Genomic DNA, 22,057 nt, shown 5'->3' with positions numbered 1-22,057 from the left:
ACGTGAAAAATAAAAGGAGTGATCGAAAGTGAAACTAGGTGTGTTTACCCCATTGTTTAACCATCTCAGCTTTGAAGAGATGATTGAGGAAGTGGCCAAAAAAGGATTGCAAACGGTTGAAATCGGTACCGGCGGCTCTCCGGGCAACGCTCATTTGGATATTGATCAATTGCTGGCAAGCAGCGAGGCAAGAAAAGAATACCTGGCTAAATTGGCGGACAAGGGCTTGGAAATTTCCGCGCTCAGTTGCCATAATAACCCGATTTCGCCGATAAAAGAAGTGGCTGCGGAAGCGGATGAATTACTGCGCAAAACCATCAAATTGGCAAGCTTGCTGAACGTTCCGGTTGTAAATGGTTTCTCCGGCGTATCGGGCGGGAATGCATCGGACACCCAAGTGAACTGGCCTGTATTGCCTTGGCCAACCGAATATGAGGACAGCTATACTTATCAATGGGAACAAAAGTTGATCCCTTACTGGAAGGGAATTAATTCGGAAGCGGAAGCGGCTGGCGTGAAGATCGGAATTGAGCTTCATGGCGGCTTCTTGGCCCATACGCCTTATACCATGTTGAAATTGCGGGAAGCGACCGGCAAAGCCATCGGCTGCAACCTGGATCCAAGCCACTTATGGTGGCAGGGGATCGATCCGGTGGCTGCCGTCAAGATTCTTGGCGAGGCCGGCGCGATCCACCATTTCCACGCCAAAGACACCTATTTGGATCAAGACAACATCAATATGTACGGATTAACGGATATGCAGCCCTACGGCAATGTAAAGACCCGTGCATGGACCTTCCGCTCCGTAGGCTGCGGCCATGACTTGAAGGTATGGTCGGACATCATTTCCGCATTGCGCGTTTACGGCTATGATTATGTCTTAAGTATTGAGCATGAAGATCCGATAATGTCTATTGACGAAGGATTGAGCCGTGCCATTACCAACTTAAAATCGATCATGATTCATGAACAACCCTCGGCGATGTGGTGGGCGTAAAGGAGCAAGAAGGATGTCAATCATAAATTTTGCCGTAATAGGCTATGGCGGCATGGGTTCCTACCATGCCCACAATCTTATACCTGCGGAAAGTACTCGAGTTCAAGCCGTGGGGACCTATGATATTTCCGGAGAAAGACAGCAAATATCCCAAGGCAAGGGCCTGCGGATTTATGAAAGCCTGGAAGAAGTGTTGAATGACGGAAACATCGAAGCCGTACTTATCGCAACGCCCAACGATTCTCATAAAGAAATAGCGATCAAAGCTTTACGGGCGGGGAAGCATGTGGTTTGCGAAAAGCCGGTGGCGATGAACACCCGCGAACTCGATGAGATTTTGGCGGTTGCCGAAGCGACCGGAAACGTCTTTATGGTTCACCAGAATCGCCGTTGGGACCCGGATTTTCTCATAATTCGGCAGCTGTATCAAAAAAAGACGATAGGGGATATATTCCAAATCGAATCTCGCGTTCAAGGCGCCAACGGCATTCCGGGAGACTGGCGTCATTTGCGGAAACATGGGGGCGGCATGCTGTTGGATTGGGGGGTCCATTTACTGGATCAACTGCTATGGCTGGTAGACAGTCCGATTAAGAGCGTGCAGGCGGATTTGAGCTATATCTTAGGCGATGAAGTCGATGATGGATTTATGAGCTGCATTACCTTTGAAAATGGCGTAAAGGCTTTGGTTGAGGTGGGCACCACCAACTATACCAAGCTCCCCCGCTGGTACGTAAAAGGCCTGGAAGGAACCGCAAAAATTGACGATTGGGATTTGTCCGGCGAGATCATTGCCGCTACCGGCCGCAAGGATGTCCCGGCTCCGGCGCCGATCCAAGCGGGTGTGGGACTCACCAAAACGATGGCGCCTCCTTCGGAAGAGGCCACCGAAAAAATCGCCTTCCCGGAGCCTAAAGCGGATTTTGTTCCGTTTTATCAAAATTTTTATGAGGTCGTTCGCGAAGGCGCGGAACCGATCGTGAAAAATCATGAAGTTCGCAAAGTCATGAATGTTATAGAGGATATTTTTAGGGTAAGCCATAAAGGATAATCCGGGAAATTCATTGGCCAGATGCAAATCCGCATCCAATTACCATTCAACACGAAAAAGGTTAACCAAGCGGTTAGCCTTTTCGTGTTGAAACAGCTTCGACTTCCTTCTTTAGTCTTTAGGCCTGAGCCTCGGGATGCGGCGTTCTATAAGCCCTGTAAAATGCGCGAATGTCATCGGCGAAAAGCTCCGGTTCTTCCATAGCGGTAAAATGTCCGCCGCGGGGCAGCGAAGTCCAGCGAGTTACATTCAGGTGGCGCATTGCCCATGCTTTGGGCGGCAGCAAGACATCTGCCCGGAACAGGGCAAGGCCTGTCGGAACCCCGATGTAGCCGAGTGGCGGCAAAGAATGCGCATTTTCATAGTACATATGTGCTGTCGATCCTACTGTGTTCGTCACCCAATAAATCATAATATGCGTGATGAGTTCATCCTCGCTGAATTTTTGCGCTAGGTCGCCGTCACAATCGCTCCATGCCCGGAATTTCTCTAGCAGCCAACCGGCCAAACCTGCGGGCGAGTCGGAAAGTCCATAAGCCAGCGTTTGCGGGCGTGTCGATTGAATGGACATGTAGCCTCCTTCCTGAGAGAGCCATGCCGCCGCATTATTCTTGTATTGCCGTTCTTCTTCCGAAAGCTTGGCCTGATCGGGCGAAGCCATGAGATCTCTGATAATCCCGATATCGGTGAGATGGATGCCGTATAACAACTCAGGATGGTTTGCTGCCAGGTATCTTGTTACGCCGGAGCCCATATCCCCGCCTGCGGCGGCAAATTTTTGGTAGCCCAATTCTTCTGTCATCAGCTTAGCCCACATTTCGGCGACACGAAAATTGTTGACGCCGGGGTGTTTAGGGCGGCTGGAGAACCCGAATCCGGGTATCGAAGGCACAATCACATCAAAAGCGTCCTCAGGGTTGCCGCCGTGGCTGGCCGGATCCGTAAGCAGCGGGATAATTTTTCGGTAACGAAGGTAACTGTCGGGCCATCCGTGGGTAAGAATCAGGGGCAAAGGGTTAGGTCCTTTCCCGCGCTCATGCACGAAGTGCACGTCGATCCCGTCGATATTGCAGCGAAACTGGGAAAAGCGGTTCAGCTCGGATTCTTGGGCGCGCCAATCGTAATGGTCTCTCCAATACGAAACTAGCAATTTTAAGTAACTTAATTCCGTACCTCGTTCCCAACCCTGGTTTTCAAGTTCATCCGGCCAACGGATGTGCTGCAGTCTGTATTTTAGATCGTCCAGGATTTCGTCGGAGACTTGAATATGAAAACGTTCGATAGCCATCAAGATTCCCCTCCTAAAAGTTTTGTGAGCCTTACTTCCTGAGTCAACTTCGCACAAACTTGCTTCGCCAAGCATGGACTTAGTTGTTACATCGTTATTATATCCCTCAAAATTGTGTGGTACACTGGCATAAATGAAGCATCTAACTATACTATTTGATAATAGGTGACTGCTATGCCGCAAATGGATCGATACAAAAACCGTACCGTGAACATCGAATTTGCCGCCGTGGAGGATTTTAGCAATCTTCCATATCCTGAACGTCTAACTCTGATTTTCATTACGTCCGGAAGCATGAGCGGGATATTAAACGAACGCCCGATCGTTATCGCCGCTCCCGGCGTTCTTTGCCTGGCTGAAGATGATGATCTGAAAGTCCTTGAGAAGCAGAACATTGCCGCACAATCCTTTAGTTTTCATCCCGAGTTTCTGAACAGCGTAACTCTTTCCGAAACCCAGGGTTACTTTCCGTCTGCTCCGAGAATACAAACAGGTCTTTCCTTTTTTGAATGTGATCATCCCAATAGAGGTGTGCCTCGTATAACCGAGAAAGCATATCCGCTTTTATTTGAATGGTTTTTTGTACTTGGTACGGAAGTGCAGGCGCAAAGCGATGAACGGTGGGCGTGCAGAATAAAAAAATACTTTATTCAAATTATGGGTTTGCTTGAGGATTTGAATCGCAATAGCGAACAATCGCCTGTTGATTTGGTGTTGGAATATATACACACGAATTATCCCAGAAAAATTACTTTGGAAGATTTGACGAATTGCGCTCATTTGAACCGTGTGACGCTTAATAAGTTGTTTCAGGAAAGATGCGGAACTACAGCGATCGGCTACTTGCTTTCGCATCGTTTGAAAGTAGCGGGTGATCTGTTAACGCATACGGATATGAACCTGAATGATATCGCCCGTGCCACCGGATTTGAGTATGATACCTACTTCATCAAGCAATTTACATCCAAAAAAGGGATCTCGCCGACAACGTATCGGACGATGTCCCGTAAGTTCTCGGCCGTTCAATAACGCAATGCTGAAATTGACAACATTCAAAGGATGCTTTTATAAAGCTACAGGAACGGAATACCTAAAACCTATTTTGGATGATGTGGACTTTTCTGGAGAATAGTCTCTATTTTCGCCACACAAAGGCCTTGCCGGTCATTTGTGTGGTTTTTTTGCGTTCACAACGTTCTTTTTTGAGCAGTTCTGTTGAAAAAGAAACCCCTCCTGTTTTAAAAAGTGCATTTCTGTCCACGGGAGGAGAATTAACCGTATTTATCGTATTTCCGCCAACGTTTTTATTTGACTTGGATGTTTTAGTGGTGGTGATTCCCTATGGATTAGCTCTGGGTATATTCGGAGTCGTTCTTCCGCCGCTTTTGTTTTTCAATTGGCATGCCGCATGTGGATGAACGCCAATTAGGCATTTATTGTTTAATTGGAGTTTTTTTATTTCGAGATCCTTGAAAATGCGGACTAAACATTTCAATAATCCTGACCGTACATTTTATCTTCTCTCGTGTTGATTATCTGACGCTAAGGAGAGCTTTTTATGAAACAATTCATCCAATAACAGGATTTCTGCTTTTTGGCTGACGGCATGGTTACCAAGCTTTACATCGATGATAAAGTCATTGCTCAGCATCTGGCGGTATGATGATATAATATCGCTCTCAGGCCATTCTCCCATTACCTTCATTTCAGGCGGGATTACCGGGATTCCGGCTTGCTCAACCAGGCGAATATTTTGTTTAATATCTGCGGCGACCTTGCTTAGCGTGCTCTCGCTTCTTGCCGTCTCTATATCCACCATTCCGTCATTTGTATAGAAATGCTTGTTGACTATAGCGAGCGCAGCATGTGAAACATGGAATGCCTGAATGTTATTCTGGATTTCATAATGCAAATCCGCTGCTTCTAATATTTTGGCAAGTTCTTTCAATCTTTCGGTCGTTTGTCCATGGATTTCACCAAAAATGGTTCCTTGATGTTTTTCGGAACCGAACTCTGCGTACAGAACATCTTCTTTGATATCTCCGCCTGCACCCGGGAATCCCGGGAGTAACCGGTCGCCCACGATTTCAAGCCAGGTGTCATATCCAATGGTGTTGGTCAAGGTGACAATGGTTTTGCTCTGATTATTCTTGATCGCTGTCAGGGCAGATTCGGCTTGATCATATCGTACGGGAACAAAGATGAAATCATAAATGTCCTCGTTTTCAAGTTTTTCTATCGTCTTGACCGATGTTTGCTTTATCGTTCCATTATCGTTGTATCTCAGTCCGTTCCTTTTCAACGATTCCAGCCTCTTTCCTCGTGCCAGTAAGGTGACGTCCAGTCCTGACTGTGCAAACCTGAGTGAATATACACTGCCAATCACACCGGCGCCAAATATCAAGAGTCTATTTTGTTTGGTATCCATGGTGATCCTTCCTTTCAACGAATTATTCACAGATTGCTTAAGCAACACCTGTCGGATAAAATGATAGTACAGCATTCGTATGATTTCAACCGGCAAAGTTAGCGAAAAGTCGCATAGACAACACATTGTGATAATTTGATGCTTAGTTAGGGGATATAGATATGGTAAATCAGGAAGATCCAAGGGTTTTGCGTACACGACAGTTAATAGGGGAAGCATTCAGAGATTTGTTGCAGAAGAAAGGATTTGATGCCATAACCATAAAAGATATTGCACAGAGAGCCACTATTAACCGCGCCACTTTTTATGCCCATTATGAAGATAAATATGCTTTGTTGGAAGAAATCACGGAACAGGCATTTCACGAGATGATTCCTGAACAAGTGGTGAATGCGCGGGAGTTTACCGATGAAATATGCGACCAGTTGATCTTGCTGACACATAACTACATTGTAGATTTTTATCGGATATGCAGAATAGATTCCAACGCATTTGCTACGCTTGTCGATGATAAAATAAAGAAAATGTTGCAGCAAACCATAGAAAGCATTCTTTTGAAAGAAGATACCAGACATAAGACAGACCGCGATCATGTAAAGATTATTGCGGCCATGACTGGTTCGGCAATCTATGGCGCTGCGCATTATGGGGTTACGGTTGGGGGAAACAATAGAGCTGATTTACTTGTAGATATAGTTCGTCCTTTTGTAATGAACGGACTGAGGCAGTATCGCAATGGGCTATAAGGTCCAGCAACCGGTTCATGAATCGGAGCGGCCGGTTGCTGGACGCGAATGGTTGCTACAGTCTGAGATCGAAGCCGGAAGCGCTGTTTAGCATGCGGTTCGTCCCCCATCCCGTCGCATAACCGTAGCTCGGCGACATGAGTCCTTGCCCGGCGATTGACAAAAGCGCTAGGCTCAACAGTTCTTTGTTCCGGCTGCCCAATCCGGCAATGAACGGGAACAGCATAGAGTAGGGGGATTGCGGGTAATTGCCCAGCCCCATCTCAGAAAGCCCAACATACGGATAGGAATTAAGGGATGGTGCTTCCGATAACATCGGAGTCAGGTAACTTGAAAAAGGCACCGCTCCGTTCTCCGCTTCAAGCTTTCGGACCGGGGATTCCATGCAGCGGCACACGTGGTCTCCCAATAAAGCGACTTGCATTCACGATCATCCTTTCATGCATCTGATTTATAAAAAGACTATAATTATAGTCCTTTTACCGAACAAAGCCCTACCTGCATCATTGCTTGTCAGTACAATGCCAGCTGTTCCAATTGCTCGAGACTGGACAGGTCCGTCAGCACGCTTTTGCCGACACCGAAGCCCCAATACTTGACGTAATTGTAAGGATATTGTATCGTCACCAGCACATGTCCTTCTTGTAATCCTTGTTCCCGGACCGAATCGCGAATCGGCTGCGTATCCACATAGATCGGACAATCCCTTTCGGTCTCCGAAAGTATCCGTAGGCGGGTCCGGAACTGCCCAAGCGGCAAGCTGTCAAAGTCTGACTTGAGCAGCATGGAGACGCTTGGGTTGTTGGACGGGAGGCCGCTCATTTGCTCCGCAATGCTGGACAGGGTCTGCTGACTGCGCGGATCGGTACGTTCGTCCAACCAAAACGCGTATAGTTTTGGTGAATTATCCGCATATAAAGCAGCGTACATATTGTTTGAAGGCAGCAGGCAAAAAAATAAGAAAACAAACAGGCAGACACCCGAGATAGCCTTGAGTTTGCCCTGGCGCTCGGTTCGGAAATTGGCGATCGTTCTGATCCGTTCCGCCAGTGGAGCGTGCCGGGTCACCAAGTTCGCTCCGATTCCGGGAAGAGAAGGCATGCTGTTCAACTCCCCTTGTCTAATGAGCAGCATCCCGTAGCGCGTTTGTTCCTCACGTCTGAGCAGCAGCAACACGCGCGAATCGCAGCGGATTTCCAGATCATCGCGATACTTATGTACGGCCAAGTGCACGAGCGGATTTATCCAATGAGCGATCTGCAAGGCTCGGGACAAACCGAGCAAGAGGAGGTCTTTTTGCTTGTAATGCATCAACTCGTGCAACAGAATAAACCGCAATTCTTCCGCCGAATAGTTCTTGTCGTAGTCGTATGGCAGCAAAATGACCGGCCGGCGTAATCCGTGAAGCGCGGGGAAGAGAATCCCCGATCTCATTAGACGGACATGCCCGCGTATGCCGGCTTCCTCTCGGCATTTGTCGAACAACTCAAGCAGTTCCCGGTCCTCGCATGAAAGTGCTGATCGGACAAGTCGGCGCGTCCGGCGGCTTCGTGTCCAATCGATGGCCGCATAAATGCAAATCCCGCCAATCCATACGCATGCGACCGCAATAACTACCTCCGTCAGGCTTGATTGGGTGCGGGTGGATTCGATCAATTGGTGCTCCAACGAAGGGAGGGGAATCCACGTTTCTTCGCCGTCACGGTACACACGCGTTTCCCGGGAAGGGGGGGAAAGGGCGGGTGGACCCAATACAACCTCCCTGACTTCACTCCAGCCCCTTCCTATAGAAGAGAACGCGGCGCCGACGCCGAATTGCCGCTCGTACAGGTAGGCGTCAGTCCAGTTTTCAATGCTGGTAGGACTCGGGATCGCGAAAGGCAGGCAAAGCTTTAACAGGAATAGGAGCCAGAGCCAGCATATCGTTTGGGGCCCCAGCAGTTTGCGTCCGAACCGGCGAAGCATCAGCACGAGGAGCGCGATCACGGAGGCCGCCAGCGTCAATTCGATTCCTTTCAAGGCGAGCAAAGGCAGCAGTATATCCATCAGGGCCGCTCATCCCCGCGGGGCTCGTCATTTTGGGACAACAGTTGTTTGAGCATTTCCGCCTCGCGCGGGGATAGGCCCCCGTCCTGAAGGAATCCTGCCAGAAGGGAGTGCCTGTTCCCGTTATAATACATATCCAAAAATTGCTGCCGCTCCTGCCGCAAATAAGCTTCCTCTTCGATCAGAGGAAAGTAATAATAGATTCGGCTGTCGTGTTCATCCACCTTAAAACCTGCGAATTGTTTCCTTACCAAATTTCGCAGCAGCGTCTTGATCGTGCGAAAATGCCATTCGGCTTCCATGGACACCTGATCAATGATGACACTGGCGGTGCAGTTTCTTTCCTTCCACAACACCTTCATGACGACCAGTTCGGAAGGGCTGATGCTCTGTGCTTTTTTTCTCAAAGAAAATTTCCCCTTTTCTACAGATGCGCTGGTTAGTTAAAAGATATATCGGTCGGAAGAAGGACTATGTTTATAGTCTAATGAATTTCATCTTGAGAAATCCATGTCTTTTTTCTAGAAAAATAGAATCAAAATCAGAAGAAAGGCAAAGGGAGTGCACCAATGATTTATCCAAGAAGCTTCAAGCTTCTTCTTGTACGAGTCGAAATCCCAACATATATCCCTCCTGCCAACCCAATCAAGCTGGCAGAGCAAATCAATGAGCTTGCACGCTGTATGCCAAAATCCATAATTTGGATGCAAAACCTTTGCAAACGGCAGAATGGTTTGAACTGGACAACGTACAATTTTTTTATCGATTTTTTCATAAGCATAAGCGGTTGTTTGAATGAAGGCAGACCAGATTTGTTCAGTAAGAAGCCTTTTCGCAGAATGCTGATTCTCGAAAAGGCTTCTCTATTAATAGAATGATGCGGTTTAATCTCAAAGCTTGAACACAGAAACGGAACGCTGCAGTTCTTCCGCCAGTTGGGCCAGCGATTGGGCGGTGGCAGCCGTTTCTTCACTGCTTGCGGCCGCTTCCTGCGTTGTAGCCGAGATATTCTCAACCGCGGAGAGCACGGTGGCGGTTTGCGCAGCCTGCTGCTCGCTGGCGGCAGCGATCTCTGCCACCTTTTGGCCGGCATCATTGACATAGCTGACGATGTGCCCAAAAGATTCTCCGGTGCGTTCGGACAATTCCGCACTTTCCTGCACGGATTTTACACTGGCGCGTGTATTTTCCTGCATTCCTTTAATGATGCCCGTAATTTGCTTCGTGGCTTCGCCGCTCCGTTCGGCTAATTTCCGTACTTCGTCGGCGACGACCGCAAACCCGCGCCCTTGTTCTCCGGCCCGCGCGGCCTCAATAGCGGCATTTAGCGCCAGCAGATTGGTTTGATCCGCAATATCTTCAATAACCCCGATAATTTCGCCGACTTTTTGCGAGTCATCTTCCAGTCTTGTCATCTGCAGGCTTACCGATTTCATGCTTTCGCTGGATGACTGAACGACCCCGCTGCCTTCTTCGGCGATGCGCACCGTTTCGCTGGACAATTCCGAGGCCTGTTCGGTATTGCGGGCCACAGCATGAATCGCTGAGGACAATTCTTTGAACAGCTCGCTGATGGTTTGGGCATCATTGGCTTGGCTTGCATTCCCGCTGGCAATCTCCTCGGTGCTGGCCGAAATTTGCTGCGATGCTGCGGCGAGGCTTTGGGAGTGGCTTAAAATGTTGCTGACGGTTTCCCGCAAGCTGGCCACCATGTTATTGACTCCTTGGGCGAGTTGTCCGATCTCATCCTTGGTGGATATATCCAGTGCGTTTTGCAGATTTCCGCCTGCTACTTCTTGGACGAGGTGAGCGACGCGGGCGAGGGGTCTCGATATAATCTGCGAGATCACGTATCCGAGCAAAATAGATATCACCACGGAAGCTGCGATAACAACAATGGATACATTCCGGGAGGAAACGTACAATGCTTCGCCCGCATCTTTGGTCTCGTCAGCCTCCGCCATATTGATATCGATCAAAGTGTTCAACAAGTCTCTGATTTTATTGCCGACCGTGGTCAAATCGTTGTTGATCAGCGTCTTCATCTCGTCACTGCGTCCATTCAATCCTAGTTGCACAGCTTTATCAACCAAAGGTGCATATTCATTCCAGAGTCCGTCAAACGGCTCCAAAGCAGCCGCGGATTTATCGCTCAGGACCGTATTGCGAAAAGCGTTCATATGATTCATCAGTTCTTTTTTCTCTGTTTCCAGGAGTTCTGCGTTGCTCTCTTGCGCGGCTCTGTCATCCGCCATATAGATGTTGCGAATCAGCACCCGCATGCGGGTGTAGCTGATCTGCGCCGATTGTACGGATTGTAAGGGAACAAGGCCATATTCGTACATGGACTTCACGGAACCATTCATTTTGTTCAAATTATTAAGACTATAAAAGCCAACAAAAGCGAGAATCAGAGATACTAGCAAAAATGCGGAAATCAGCTTTACGCTCGTTTTCAGATTATAGAAAAATTTCATTTAATGATGCCTCCTAAATTGATGAATTTGCCTGTGCATGGCCGGAAAGCTTAACAACGCTTTCCACGTCAAGAATAAGGGCCACATTCCCGCTGCCTAAAATGGTTGCTCCTGAAATGCCGCCGATTTTGCCGATAAAGCTGCCAAGACTTTTGATAACGATCTCCTGATTGCCCATCAGCTCGTCTACCGCCAGCGCGGCTCGTTTTTCGCCTCTTCCGATAATGACCATGGGCAAATAACGCCGAACGGGGGGACGCGGATACTGAAAATGATCGTGCAACCAGATGACAGGAATAACTTGATGACGAATCTTAATTACAGGTTTCCCGCGCAATCTTTTGATTTCTTTGGCTTCGATCCGGGTAATTTCCGCCACACTGCTCATGGGAATAATAAATACCCGCCCGCTGATATTAACGAGCAGTCCTGTGACAATGGCTAAAGTAAGAGGGAGGCGGATACGGAACAGGGTACCTTGTCCCTTAACGGTCTCAACATCGATCATGCCGCTCATTCGTTCAATATTGTTGCGGACGATGTCCATGCCGACGCCGCGCCCGGAGACATCGCTGACTGCGGAAGCCGTGGAAAAACCGGGCTTGAAGATGAGCTGCAAAGCTTCCTCATCGCTTAAGCGCCGGGCTTCGGTTTGCGATAGCAGCCCTTTGCTTACCGCGGATCCGCGAAGCTTGTCCGCATCGATGCCAGCGCCGTCGTCCCGGATTGAAATCACGACATGGTTGTCCTGATGTGCGGAGGACAAGGTGACCGTACCGCGTTCGCTTTTGCCGCTCAACCGCCGTTGCTCCGGCGCTTCAATGCCGTGATCAACGGCATTGCGCAGCAAGTGGATCAAAGGATCGCCAATTTCTTCAATTAATGTGCGATCCAGTTCGGTGTCTTTACCCTGCAAAATGAGGTCTACCTGCTTGCCCAAAGATTCGGCCAAATCTCTAATCATGCGCGGAAAACGGTTGTACAACTGCTCAATCGGAAGCATCCGGGCTTTCATCACACCGTCCTGCAGTTCGCCGATGAGCAGGCTCAAGTGATCGGAAAGCTGAAATAGCTCTTCCACAAGGTCATCAGAACCAAATCTTTGTCTAAATAACGTATTCACCTGTTGGATCCGCGTCTGATCAATAACCAGTTCACCCGCCAGATTCATCAGATGATCCAGCCGTTCAATATTGACTCGGATCGTTTGCGATTTGCTTTTTGTCTCCGTATAAACGGAGCGCTGCGCAGGAGGCTGTCCCACATCCCCCGGCAGTTCCTCCTTTGCACCTCCGGAAAATGCATTGGGGGGTTCGGGAATAACTGATTCCGAGGCAGCATTCATGCTGAACTGCTGAAGTTGCTGCAGAAGAGGAGAAATATCCGAAGTTTCGGCATCGGTTCGGACAATTTCCGCTTGGAGCCCTTTCATGACATCGAGTCCCGTGAACATTAGGTTGATCAATGGCTTGGTGACCGTTCGTTCACCGTTTCGCACTTGATGGAGCAGATGCTCAAGTTGATGGGTCACTTCCTTCATTTTGTGATAACCCATGGCTGCCGAGGAGCCTTTCAAAGTGTGCGCGGCCCGAAACAGCCGATCAACGGCCGTGTCGGTATCCCCCTCATGCTCAAGACGCAAAACTTCTTCTTCAATATATTGAAGCTGTTCATCCAGCTCTTCTAAAAATAATGCTCGGTATTCCGATAGATCCGTCACCGGTTCGCCTCCTAGCTGTTTCCGATAAGCACTTCATCCAGCTTTAGAATTCCCACCAGGCTTTCATCAGACGCCAACCCAATACCTGTAAAATAACTGCCGCTTACATCGGCAATCTTGTCGGGTGGAGGCTGAATGTCCCCAAAGGTAGTTACTTTGCTAACCTTGTCCACAATGATTCCGACCGCTTCCTGTTTGTGGTTGACGACCACGATACGCGTATTTTTCGTGTACTCGTCCGGCTCCAGCATAAATAAGCTTCTTAGGCTGATGACAGGTACAATCCGGCCGCGTAAATTGATGACACCCTGAACATATGAATAAGTATTGGGGATATCCGTGATTTCCTGCATTTTAATAATTTCATGAATCTCGGAGATGGAGATCGCGTAGTTCTCACCATCTACACAAAACTCGATGTACTGCTCATTGTCCGTTGAATGCATGCGCGATTTCCCTACCTTTCTTGAAAAAATTCGAAATAAGACGTGTCCGACTCAAGCAGTTCAAGTGTCAAGCGGGTGATATCAGGATCGAACTGGATGGCTCTGTTCCTCCATAGCTCCTGCTTGATCTGTTCCAATGGCAAACTTTGACGGTATGGACGTGCGCTCATCATGGCGTCAAAGGCATCGGCTACAGAGCAGATGCGGGCCAATAATGGAATGTCCTGTTCTCTCAATCCATAGGGGTAACCTTGCCCATCCCAACGCTCATGATGATAAAGAATCACTTCGATGACCGGTTCTTCAAATTCGGAGATGTTATGTAAAAGGTCGGCGCCCACCTGCGGATGGAGTTTGATAATTTTCCATTGGCGCGGGGTAAGGGGCGCAGCCTGCTCCAGCACATCCAAAGGCAGCATGATTTTCCCCAGATCATGAAGAAAGCAGCCGCGCAGCAAGTTTTCTTTATCGCATTCCTCCAGATTCATCTCCGTGGCTATACGTTCCGCCAGCATAGCTACCCGTATGCTATGCCGATAGACTTCAGGACGTTTTGCGCGCATAAAGTTGATCAACTGAATCAGTGATGTTGAATCTTGCTGTACCATAACCTGATTGTCAATAAATTTCTGCAAGGAGCTCATGGTGTTCTCTCCTTTTCTTGTGACATATTTGAAAAATAGAAGCCATCCAAGTTACGGCGTTGGCCTTGGTGAAAAGCCCTCCTTTCCTTTAAAACATAACCTCCGGCAGACCTGTGAATGTCTTTCCTCCTGCGCTGGTCCAAGGGCTAGTGAACAAAGTCCATAGCAGGTCGTATAATGATAATTATCCGACAAAATTTGGGGAGGATGGATAATGACTACCAATAGCAACAAGAATGCTGCAAATCAGTTGACTATGCTGCATACGAACTTGAATAACTTTAGCGACGAAAAAATCGTGCACATGTTTGTGAGTGCCTGCTGTACGGCAGACAATACGAGGAGGAGCTACTTGAGGGCAATCCATTGTTTTCGGGAGTTCATCGGGTTCAAGAAGCTTGATTCGGTAACATGGAGAGAGATTGAGGCCTTCAAGCTGTACCTGCAGCAACGCGAGAAAGTAACCTCCAAACGCGCATTGGCCCCGGCTAGCATCGCCGCTTTTATTGCTCCGCTAAAATCGCTGTACAAGTGGGGGAGCGACAGCAACGTAGGTTTTTTTGAAAAGAATCCTACAACGAATGTGCGTTTGCCGGTAATTCAGGTGACCAGCCACCGTAACTTTTTAACCAAAAAGGAAGTAGGATTGTTGCTTAAGCATTTGCAGCAGCAAAGCCAAAGAAATTATTTGATGGGGCTTTCGCTTGTATTGCTTGGTCTGCGGGTGTCCGAACTGAATTCGGTGTACTGGGGAAATTTCCATACTGATCCTATGGAGACCAGCGTTTGGCTTACGCTTCACTATACAAAAGGAGGGAGGACAAGAGAAATAAAGGTGCCCCAGCATTTATGGGAAATATTTGCGGAATATGCAAGGGGTCTAGCCGGTGGCGCGGAACCACCCGATACGCTCAGGCTGTTTCCTATTTCTACGAGACAAATTGAACGTATCATTCGTAAAGCCGGGGAAAGCTGCGGCATTACAAAAAAGCTTACGCCCCACTGGCTGCGGCATACCAACGCAACCTTGGCTTTGCTGGGAGGAGCTTCGCTTCAGCAAGTGCAGGAAACGCTTGGGCATGCGCATATCAATACGACTCAGCGATATTTGCATACTGTAGAGCAAATGAAAAAAGCAGCTCCGGATTATGTACAGGACTGCTTAAAGGAATTTATTAACTGACGTACTATGCAAAAGCGTGCTATTTGGCCTATAATTTGATTAAGCGCTCCGCAAAATTTTATTTTTTTCTACATTTTTACCCATGTCTTTTGTCGGATAATTATCATTATGCGACCTTTTTCATCATCATTACTATTTTAGGCTGTTTTCTCATTCTTTAAGCAACATATTGCTCAAGTTAATTATTTACAATTTGTACATATTGGCGATACCGTCCGAGAAGTTGGTTGCGATGGTCCTTCGCAGTTTTATCGGTTTACCGGCAGTTTTTTTTGTCAAGCGAGTCCTAGGTTATGTCATGGGAGCTCGCTTGATTTATTAACTCAACATTCGCAGAGCAAAAATCAGCTTGAGTCCCTGAGCTGAAGGTATTCAAAGAATTAAGAGTGGCAAGAAACGCGGAAGGGCGTTGAAAGCTTGAGGCATGGGGGGGAGGCGCGGCAGATCAACACTCGCGTCCGGAGACTTTGCACGATTATCCCGTTTGATCAGATAGCAGAGAGAAAGACAAGCTTGGGAGAAAAAAATATTTGGTGGAGAAGCAGATAGGTTCGAGATAATTTAGACGGGCTTAAGAGAAGGAATAAGGTTTAGGGGAGGTGAAACAGACCGGACAAAAGATCAAGTAACGGCTGCTGAATGGCTGAAGATCCGTTCCCGCATTGATCTCCATGTTTGCTCTCTCCCAAAGATTGAGAATTTTCGAACATAAGTCGACTTATTTTCATTATACAAAACATACGTTCCCTTATCAAGCCGAAAATGTCACCTGAACCGCCTCATTTTCCCCTCTCTTTTTCTTCTCACTTTTTTTGGAACCCTTGCTCTAGCCTCCTTCCCCCGTTCCCTGAACGAAAGGAATAATCGTGCAAAGGCAAGCGGCAGGCTGGAACATCAAGTGGAAAATGGTTCCTAATCCAAAACCAACATGCGGCATGCCGATTGAAAACAAAAGGGGAGGAAGGACGACCCCGAATACTCCCAGAGCTAATCCATAGGGGATCAACCCCATTTAAACATCCAAGTCCAATAAAAACGTAGGCGGAAATACGATAAATACGGTTAATACCCCTCCCGTGGAAAGAAGAGCGCTTTTTAAAATGGGAGGGGTTGCTTTTTCAACAGAGCTGCTCAAAAAAACGAATGTGGAAAAGGTTAATGCCGCAAGCATTCCCCAAATGCTTCCTGCCACGACAACGCCAGGCGTTCCTGAAACAGCATATTGGCCGCCAAAACGGAACCGACCAGAAGCAGCCCAATGGAAATAAGCTTACGCTTTGTCGGCTTTTTTATGGAACACCCACTCCAGCAGAGCACCGATCCCAATCCGGACAAGATTAGCTTCAATATTTGTATACGCGAAGAAATACTGTCCACCGGTTACTGCCGACACTGTGAAACCTGCCGAATACGCCAATTTGACAAAAGTGGACAATATTCCATAACAGCAACCGCCTAAAGGAGGTCAGGTGGATTGGCACATAAGTAGACGCATGAGTCTATGGTGGGACAAGAAACACAAGAAGCGGAAAGCTAGCCGCGTCAATGTCTTTGCCCTCCTACCTCTCGCTGGTCTGAAAACCGTATCGACTTGGGGTTAGCCGTATTGTCCAGGTTAAGCCGATTTTGGCTCTGCGAAAGTTCAATTAATAGGAGCCCGTAAATTGGACATGTCCCGGAACGATGTAGGCTTGGCTGGTGCCGTTTTCAGGCAGGGCGGGGATCGTATCGGTCAGCGTTTGACCCCTGATATCGGTGATGCGAATGGTCAGGTCTTTCGTACCCAGACCGGTTCCCAGAAAATGATTGTAAGGTTGCTTTTCGAGATTGACCCAGGTCCCGTTTTGCAGCACTTCCATTTTTAATACCGGGTATTTGTGGTTTCTGACTTGAATCGCCGCCCACCACTGGCTGCTGCCTTCTTTAATCCGGTACTGGACATTTCCGGTAATCGGCGCTTCAACCACTTTCCACTTGATATCAATTTTCCCGTCTACCATATTTCCGATTTTGGCAAATGCGTTAGGAGATAAGTCCAATGCACCGCTGGCCCCTTCAGGGTACAAATCGGTGACGTAAACCGTAGTGGTGCCGAGCGGTCCCTCCACTTCCAGGTAGGCCCCGGCGAGTGCGGCGTTGATGCCTCCATAGTTGTACTGTGCCGGATTCAAAGCGGTGATTTCCAAATCCGCCGGGATCGGATCAAGCAAAGCGGCGCCGCCTGAATAACCGGAGCCCGTGTAGGTCGCATATCCGGTGTACGTATCTTCCCAAGCCGCGGAAGCAGGCAGGGCAAACCCGATTAAACTTAACATTAAGGCGAGAGCCGGCACGCTTGTTTTCCAGCGGAATTTTACTTTTGTCATCATCATTCCCTCCTTTGGCAACCAGAAAAAATAGGTTATATTAAATCATTTCATGATCTGCCATATTTTTCAATAGGAATATTTAACCTAAAATATAATCCTAATTTCTTCTCAGCGGCGGAATCACCGGAACATGAGCGGCTTTGGGGATATCCGTAGGATCGACTTTAAAAGACGGGTTATATTTTTGCGGGTCCGTGATCGACTCCGGTTCTGTAGACCGCCAGATAAACAAGCATACCGGGCAATGATAGAGTTCCCAGGCTCCTTTTACCGGCGAACTCGCGAGCACGGACGCTTTTTCTGAATTGCAGCGCGGACAGGTTTTCATAGATATACACTCCTTTGTTGAATGGAAATGAGTCGCACGGTTATTTCTGTCTGAGCAGCTCAGCCAGCTTTTTCTCCCATACGTCCGTATTTAGCGGAGAGTCAAGCGGCTGCGAATAATGGCCCCGCGTTTCCGGCGCTTTTGGCGTGGTCGCATCGATAATCAGTTTATCGGTGATGCCGGCGGGGTCGGAACCCGGATCAAGCGGTAGAACGGACAAGTTCGGTAGGACAACGACGTCGTATTTCGGGTTCATTTTCGTGGAGATGGCCCACATGACCTGGGGCAGATTAAACGGGTCGACGTCCTCATCGACGACGATGATGACTTTGCAGTAACCCAGCCCGTGCGGTGTTGTCAGCGCGCGCATGCCCACGGCTTTGGCAAATCCGCCGTAACGGGTTTTGGTGGAAATGACGGCCAGCAGCCCGTGTGTATACATCGCATTTACCGCCACGATTTCCTCGGGATAGGCGTCTTTCAGTTGCTGATACAGAGGAACGCAGGTATTGATCGCCATCATATAATCAATTTCCGTCCAGGGCATGCCGAGATACAGATGTTCAAAAATCGGGTTGGTACGGTGGTAAACCTTGGAGATCTTGATGATCGGCATCGCGCGGCCTCCGGAATAATGCCCGGTGAACTCGCCGAACGGACCTTCAAACTCCCGGTAGCGGGAGACGATTTCCCCTTCCAGCACAATCTCGGCTCCCCAAGGGACGTCCAGGTTTCCATGCTCCAGCCGGACAATCGGATAAGGCGCCTCCTGGATCGCTCCGGCCATTTCGTATTCGGACTGGTCGTACAGAATCGGCGAACCTGCCACGGTGGTAATCACCGGTTCGCACCCCAGCGCGATCGCCACTTTGAGATTTTGCCCTGTTTCTTCGGCCTGGCGGAGATGAATGGCAATGTCGTGCTGAGCCACCGGTTGAATGCCCAAGGTATCCTTGTTTTTCACCTGAAAGCGGTATACGCCGGCGTTTTGCTTGCCGAAATGTTCAGGATCGTATTGGTCCCGCGAGACTACGACGGCTTTATCGATGTAAAATCCGCCGTCTCCCTGGTTCAGCCGGAACAAAGGAAATAGCTCAAACAGATTGATATCTTCGGTGATTTGGTTTTCCTGAAACGGCGCCTTAGTCTCGCGTCTTACGGCAACCGGAAACTTGGCGAATCTGCGGGCAAATTCAAAAAACTGCTCTTTGACCGGCGTGTTTTTCGGCAGTCCGAGCATCAGCGCATGATTCTCCCAGGAGCCGATCATGTTCATCGCTATGCGTGCGTTGCGATAACCGTAAATGTTTTTGAACAAAAGCGCCGGCGAGTTTCCCCCTAAATTAGCCACAGCGCGTCCGGCCGCTCCAATGTCGGGTTCGGGCTTTACCTCTTCTTCAATGTTCAGCAACTGCCCTTCCTGTTCAAGTGCACTTAGAAATTCCCTGAGATCTTGATACGCCATAGGGCGGTTTCCCTCCTTAAGATGGATTGGTTGTTTATTAAATTTCTTACATACAAAGTGTAGAGCGGGAGTTAGTATAGTTAAAATATTTGTTGGCTATGTTGTCCATACTTTTTGGCTATATATGGATTGGAGGCGGCCTTATATGGATATCAGACAGCTGAAATACTTTGTGGCGATCGCGGAGGAAGGCAAAATTACGGCAGCGGCAAGAAGGCTGCATATGGCGCAGCCGCCGCTCAGCAAGCAGCTTAAGGGGATGGAGGACGAGCTCGGCGTATTGTTGTTTGAACGGCATAAACGGAAGGTGAGCCTGACTCCTGAAGGGGAAGTGCTCTATCAAAACGCTAAGCAATTGCTCGCCAGCTTCTCCGAACTGGTCACGGAAATGCGGGAAATGAACAAGGAGGCGCACGGATTCATTTCTGTCGGTTCAAGTCTGTACTGTGCGGCATTAATGCTGTCCAAGATGAGGCGCATGCGCGAAAAATACCCCGATATGCAGTATAAAGTCTGGGAAGGGGACCCGGTTCGCCTGGGAGAATTGATAGAGAACAGGGAGATAGAAATCGCGATTAGCAGCAGTCCGCTTCCGGTAAAGGGCCTGAGCTCGTTTCGCTTGCCGCCGGACCCTTTAGTGCTGGTGATTCCCAAGCATTGGAGCTTGGCGGACCGTGAGCGGGAAGCGGTTGGGTTTCAACGAATTGCCGATCTGCCGTTGATTGTGCTGCGCTCTGCCAGCAGTGATGGGATGTACGGGCGAATTATGAAGTGTTTTGCCGATCTGGGTGAGGTTCCGCACATTTTATGTGAATGCCATGATTCGGCGATGCTGCTCAGTATGGTTACCGGCGGATTCGGGGCGGCTTTGCTTCCTAAATCCGTTTTGGACTTAAGTCCGCCGGGCAACTACAAAGTTTTGCAAATCACCGACTGTCCGCTTTGCTCCGAGCCGTCAGTCATTTACCGCAGCAGCGGGTACTTGTCCAAAGCCGCCAAAGAATATATGGAGTTGTTTAAATGATTTTGCATTAAAACAACAAGTTCGGACGGTGATGGACTTTCCGTGTTAGTGTTGTGCTTTTATTATTTAGTCCAGATGTTTTATATTGATAATCTATGTCTATAGCTTAGTGAATTGCGAAGATAGATAAACTGCCAAACCTATCGGGAGCAGTATCAAAATGTATCCTACCTTACAAAAATGATCGGATCATACAAAAAAGTGCGTACTATTCAAGCACAGGGCAACCTGATAACCTACATGTAGAACGGTCGATCCAAAATTCGCCGAGTGCGACGGTCGTTTAAAAACATATAGGTGAGGTGCGAAAGTATGCAGGAATATCAACTTACTTTGAATGATAAGCGAATCGTATGGGGGAAGGCTATCGATATTGAGCCTCTCATTGGCAAGTATCCCGGCGATTCCATCAGACAGGGCGTAAACGCGGCTTTGGATTGGAATTTGCCCGCGGGAATATATCGGGCGAAAGAGATCGTTATGGAGCTCGATAAGATGCTCGAGGCGATGCTGGTACAGCTTGGAGAACCGGTGAACAGCGATCCGGCGGTGCTGCTAGACAGCCTTCAAGCCAATTTGGCGATTTCCGGACGCGTGTCATCTTTGCCGCTGGGGCCATTGGCGCTTGAGGATAAAGCCGGCGCCGAGATTACGGCTCAAGCGGTGCGCATCGGCGAGCAATTGGTAAGCTGGGCCAGGGAGATAAATGCCGGGAAAAAGACGCTCGCCAAGTATGGGCCGGAAACGCTCGGAAAGCTGGAATTTAGAAGCCATTGTTACGGTCATGCCTTGATCCCGGAGGCGATTGCTCAGGTTTGGGGACCCTTCGGCGGCCCAAGGGTCATGCAGATTTATAATGAATACCTGCACCAATTCGTTTTGCTGCGGGATGCCTTGCTTCCGTTCGCCAATTGGGAGGAGGTTCCGTTCGAGGTCAAGGAGTACGCGGAGTTCAAAGGGCTGCGTTTTCTGGAGCCGGCCCGGGAGATTTTTTTAACGCAATTACTGGGGAAAAAGTTGACGCACAAATCGATGGTCCAGTATGCGCAAAGTGTGGTCAGTTCAGGGTTAACCAAAGCCGGTTACGGCTTCCAATATCGTCTGGGAACCGTCTTGCCGGCGGGTTTGGGAGAGCAGGCCGGGACGGCGGCGCGCTATCTGCTGAAATGGCATCCGGTACAAACCATAGCGGCAGATGGAGCGGATGAAACACAAGAGTTGGCCGCGGTCTCCTTTGACTATGAATATGAAGATTATTATGCCGCGCCGCGCAACGAGGCGGGAAAGGGGGCACCGGTAAACAAGGAGGAAAGGCTTGCTTATTCCGGGGAGCATAATGATGAACCAGCCATCGCCCGGTTGTTGCCAAATAGGAGAGACGATCGAACAACCCTGCGGTTCAGCTTGAAAATGGAAGGCCGCGAGTTTGCGGTAGATCTCGGCCAGCTTTTTAGGGGCCAGCGGTTTTTATATCGTCCGCATGGGAGCGACAATCCCGATACCGCAGCCGCGAAGCGAAACTCCCTCAGCCGGCACCTTGCGGCAGACATTCTCTCGCATTCCGGTCTGGTGACGAACACCGATGGCATTCATTTTATTCCAACCGGCGGAAATGAACTTGTGTTATGGGCTCTGCTAGGGAAGCTGTATCCCGAAAATGTGGTTTTATTGGACAGAGGGAATCCAGAGGAACTGGAAGCGGCATATGTTTCCGGCAAGGGGTTCGGAACGCAATTTTTAGTGCTGTAAGTCTTGCTCGCAGCGCTTCTAAAGCGGAGCAAGGGCTGGGCGGCCAATACACGAAGGAAGCTTGTGATCACGGAATACGCGGTTAAGGGGGGCCCT

20 protein-coding genes and 2 pseudogenes are annotated in these 22,057 nt (G+C 48.8%); 9 read left to right on the top strand and 13 right to left on the bottom strand.

From position 1 onward, the window contains the following. Window positions 1-28 precede the first annotated feature (28 nt). Together DYE26_RS07390 and DYE26_RS07385 are read left to right on the top strand one after the other, a co-directional pair. On the top strand, window positions 29-997 hold the full coding sequence (locus tag DYE26_RS07390; RefSeq protein WP_036623283.1) for a sugar phosphate isomerase/epimerase family protein: 969 nt from the start codon (window positions 29-31) through the stop codon (window positions 995-997). Window positions 998-1,010: 13 nt separating this feature from the next. After that, window positions 1,011-2,048 (top strand): Gfo/Idh/MocA family protein, encoded by a 1,038-nt coding sequence (locus DYE26_RS07385; RefSeq protein WP_036623282.1) that lies wholly within the window; start codon window positions 1,011-1,013, stop codon window positions 2,046-2,048. Between the two features lie 118 nt (window positions 2,049-2,166). On the opposite strand, the gene DYE26_RS07380 is transcribed toward DYE26_RS07385, so the two are convergent. Further along, window positions 2,167-3,336 carry an epoxide hydrolase family protein gene (locus DYE26_RS07380; protein WP_036623281.1) on the bottom strand — a complete coding sequence of 390 codons (1,170 nt, stop codon included), beginning with the start codon at window positions 3,334-3,336 and terminating at the stop codon, window positions 2,167-2,169. A gap of 174 nt (window positions 3,337-3,510) precedes the next feature. Between DYE26_RS07380 and DYE26_RS07375 the strand changes: the two genes are divergently transcribed. Further along, window positions 3,511-4,365 (top strand): helix-turn-helix domain-containing protein, encoded by an 855-nt coding sequence (locus DYE26_RS07375; RefSeq protein ID WP_036623278.1) that lies wholly within the window; start codon window positions 3,511-3,513, stop codon window positions 4,363-4,365. Window positions 4,366-4,535: 170 nt separating this feature from the next. After that, window positions 4,536-4,749: pseudogene (locus DYE26_RS07370) on the top strand (EamA family transporter); the annotation flags it as partial. A 100-nt stretch (window positions 4,750-4,849) separates the two neighbouring features. On the opposite strand, the gene DYE26_RS07365 reads toward DYE26_RS07370, so the two are convergent. Then, window positions 4,850-5,764, bottom strand: coding sequence for a ketopantoate reductase family protein (locus DYE26_RS07365; RefSeq protein ID WP_036623277.1), 915 nt, complete (start codon window positions 5,762-5,764; stop codon window positions 4,850-4,852). Window positions 5,765-5,925: 161 nt separating this feature from the next. On the opposite strand from DYE26_RS07365, the gene DYE26_RS07360 reads away from it, so the two are divergent. Beyond that, the gene (locus DYE26_RS07360; RefSeq protein ID WP_036623274.1) at window positions 5,926-6,510 is read left to right on the top strand and encodes a TetR/AcrR family transcriptional regulator; all 585 of its coding nucleotides are present in this window, start codon (window positions 5,926-5,928) and stop codon (window positions 6,508-6,510) included. Window positions 6,511-6,565: 55 nt separating this feature from the next. On the opposite strand, the gene DYE26_RS07355 is transcribed toward DYE26_RS07360, so the two are convergent. The 3 genes from DYE26_RS07355 to DYE26_RS07345 all read right to left on the bottom strand — a co-directional run bounded on the left by DYE26_RS07355 (window position 6,566) and on the right by DYE26_RS07345 (window position 8,963). Then, entirely contained in the window at window positions 6,566-6,934 is a 369-nt protein-coding gene (locus DYE26_RS07355; RefSeq protein WP_036623273.1) for a hypothetical protein, read from the bottom strand. 89 nt (window positions 6,935-7,023) lie between these two features. Further along, a complete protein-coding gene (locus tag DYE26_RS33340; RefSeq protein WP_063836310.1) occupies window positions 7,024-8,556 on the bottom strand; it encodes a M56 family metallopeptidase in 1,533 nt (510 codons plus the stop codon). Next, complete coding sequence (locus DYE26_RS07345; RefSeq protein WP_036623272.1) at window positions 8,556-8,963, bottom strand: BlaI/MecI/CopY family transcriptional regulator; 408 nt, start codon at window positions 8,961-8,963, stop codon at window positions 8,556-8,558. Before DYE26_RS07345 ends, DYE26_RS33340 begins: the two co-directional genes overlap by 1 nt. 162 nt (window positions 8,964-9,125) lie before the next feature. Here DYE26_RS07345 and DYE26_RS34070 point away from each other — a divergent pair, with 162 nt between their 5' ends. Then, the gene (locus DYE26_RS34070) at window positions 9,126-9,434 is read left to right on the top strand and encodes a hypothetical protein (RefSeq protein ID WP_036623270.1); all 309 of its coding nucleotides are present in this window, start codon (window positions 9,126-9,128) and stop codon (window positions 9,432-9,434) included. Between the two features lie 12 nt (window positions 9,435-9,446). Here the strand turns inward: DYE26_RS34070 and DYE26_RS07335 are convergent, their stop codons facing one another. The 4 genes from DYE26_RS07335 to DYE26_RS07320 are packed head-to-tail and all read right to left on the bottom strand — an operon-like array spanning window position 9,447 to window position 13,843. Beyond that, window positions 9,447-11,033: a methyl-accepting chemotaxis protein gene (locus tag DYE26_RS07335; protein WP_036623267.1), complete on the bottom strand. Its 1,587-nt coding sequence runs from the start codon at window positions 11,031-11,033 to the stop codon at window positions 9,447-9,449. A gap of 13 nt (window positions 11,034-11,046) precedes the next feature. Continuing rightward, window positions 11,047-12,753, bottom strand: coding sequence for a chemotaxis protein CheA (locus DYE26_RS07330; protein ID WP_036623264.1), 1,707 nt, complete (start codon window positions 12,751-12,753; stop codon window positions 11,047-11,049). Window positions 12,754-12,764: 11 nt separating this feature from the next. Continuing rightward, window positions 12,765-13,199, bottom strand: a complete 435-nt coding sequence (locus tag DYE26_RS07325; protein WP_036623263.1) for a chemotaxis protein CheW — start codon at window positions 13,197-13,199, stop codon at window positions 12,765-12,767. An 11-nt stretch (window positions 13,200-13,210) separates the two neighbouring features. After that, entirely contained in the window at window positions 13,211-13,843 is a 633-nt protein-coding gene (locus tag DYE26_RS07320; RefSeq protein ID WP_051985462.1) for an HD-GYP domain-containing protein, read from the bottom strand. A gap of 214 nt (window positions 13,844-14,057) precedes the next feature. Between DYE26_RS07320 and DYE26_RS07315 the strand changes: the two genes are divergently transcribed. Further along, the gene (locus tag DYE26_RS07315) at window positions 14,058-15,026 is read left to right on the top strand and encodes a tyrosine-type recombinase/integrase (RefSeq protein ID WP_036623260.1); all 969 of its coding nucleotides are present in this window, start codon (window positions 14,058-14,060) and stop codon (window positions 15,024-15,026) included. 904 nt (window positions 15,027-15,930) lie between these two features. On the opposite strand, the pseudogene DYE26_RS34065 reads toward DYE26_RS07315, so the two are convergent. The 4 genes and pseudogenes from DYE26_RS34065 to DYE26_RS07295 all read right to left on the bottom strand — a co-directional run. Then, window positions 15,931-16,464: pseudogene (locus DYE26_RS34065) on the bottom strand (EamA family transporter); the annotation flags it as partial. Window positions 16,465-16,672: 208 nt separating this feature from the next. Then, window positions 16,673-17,395 carry an expansin ExlX gene (gene exlX, locus DYE26_RS07305; protein WP_036623254.1) on the bottom strand — a complete coding sequence of 241 codons (723 nt, stop codon included), beginning with the start codon at window positions 17,393-17,395 and terminating at the stop codon, window positions 16,673-16,675. Between the two features lie 97 nt (window positions 17,396-17,492). Then, the gene (locus DYE26_RS07300; protein ID WP_036623250.1) at window positions 17,493-17,723 is read right to left on the bottom strand and encodes a non-oxidative hydroxyarylic acid decarboxylases subunit D; all 231 of its coding nucleotides are present in this window, start codon (window positions 17,721-17,723) and stop codon (window positions 17,493-17,495) included. Between the two features lie 40 nt (window positions 17,724-17,763). After that, a complete protein-coding gene (locus DYE26_RS07295; RefSeq protein WP_036623248.1) occupies window positions 17,764-19,188 on the bottom strand; it encodes a non-oxidative hydroxyarylic acid decarboxylases subunit C in 1,425 nt (474 codons plus the stop codon). Window positions 19,189-19,333: 145 nt separating this feature from the next. Here DYE26_RS07295 and DYE26_RS07290 point away from each other — a divergent pair, with 145 nt between their 5' ends. After that, window positions 19,334-20,212 carry a LysR family transcriptional regulator gene (locus tag DYE26_RS07290; RefSeq protein ID WP_036623246.1) on the top strand — a complete coding sequence of 293 codons (879 nt, stop codon included), beginning with the start codon at window positions 19,334-19,336 and terminating at the stop codon, window positions 20,210-20,212. A 312-nt stretch (window positions 20,213-20,524) separates the two neighbouring features. Continuing rightward, window positions 20,525-21,961: a hypothetical protein gene (locus tag DYE26_RS07285; RefSeq protein WP_036623245.1), complete on the top strand. Its 1,437-nt coding sequence runs from the start codon at window positions 20,525-20,527 to the stop codon at window positions 21,959-21,961. The last annotated feature ends 96 nt before the right edge of the window (window positions 21,962-22,057 follow it).

It is taken from the genome of Paenibacillus macerans (assembly GCF_900454495.1).
In the GTDB taxonomy this organism is placed as follows: Bacteria; Bacillota; Bacilli; order Paenibacillales; family Paenibacillaceae; genus Fontibacillus; species Fontibacillus macerans.
Note: the sequence above shows the minus strand (reverse complement) of the source record. Positions and strands in the feature narration are given on the sequence as shown.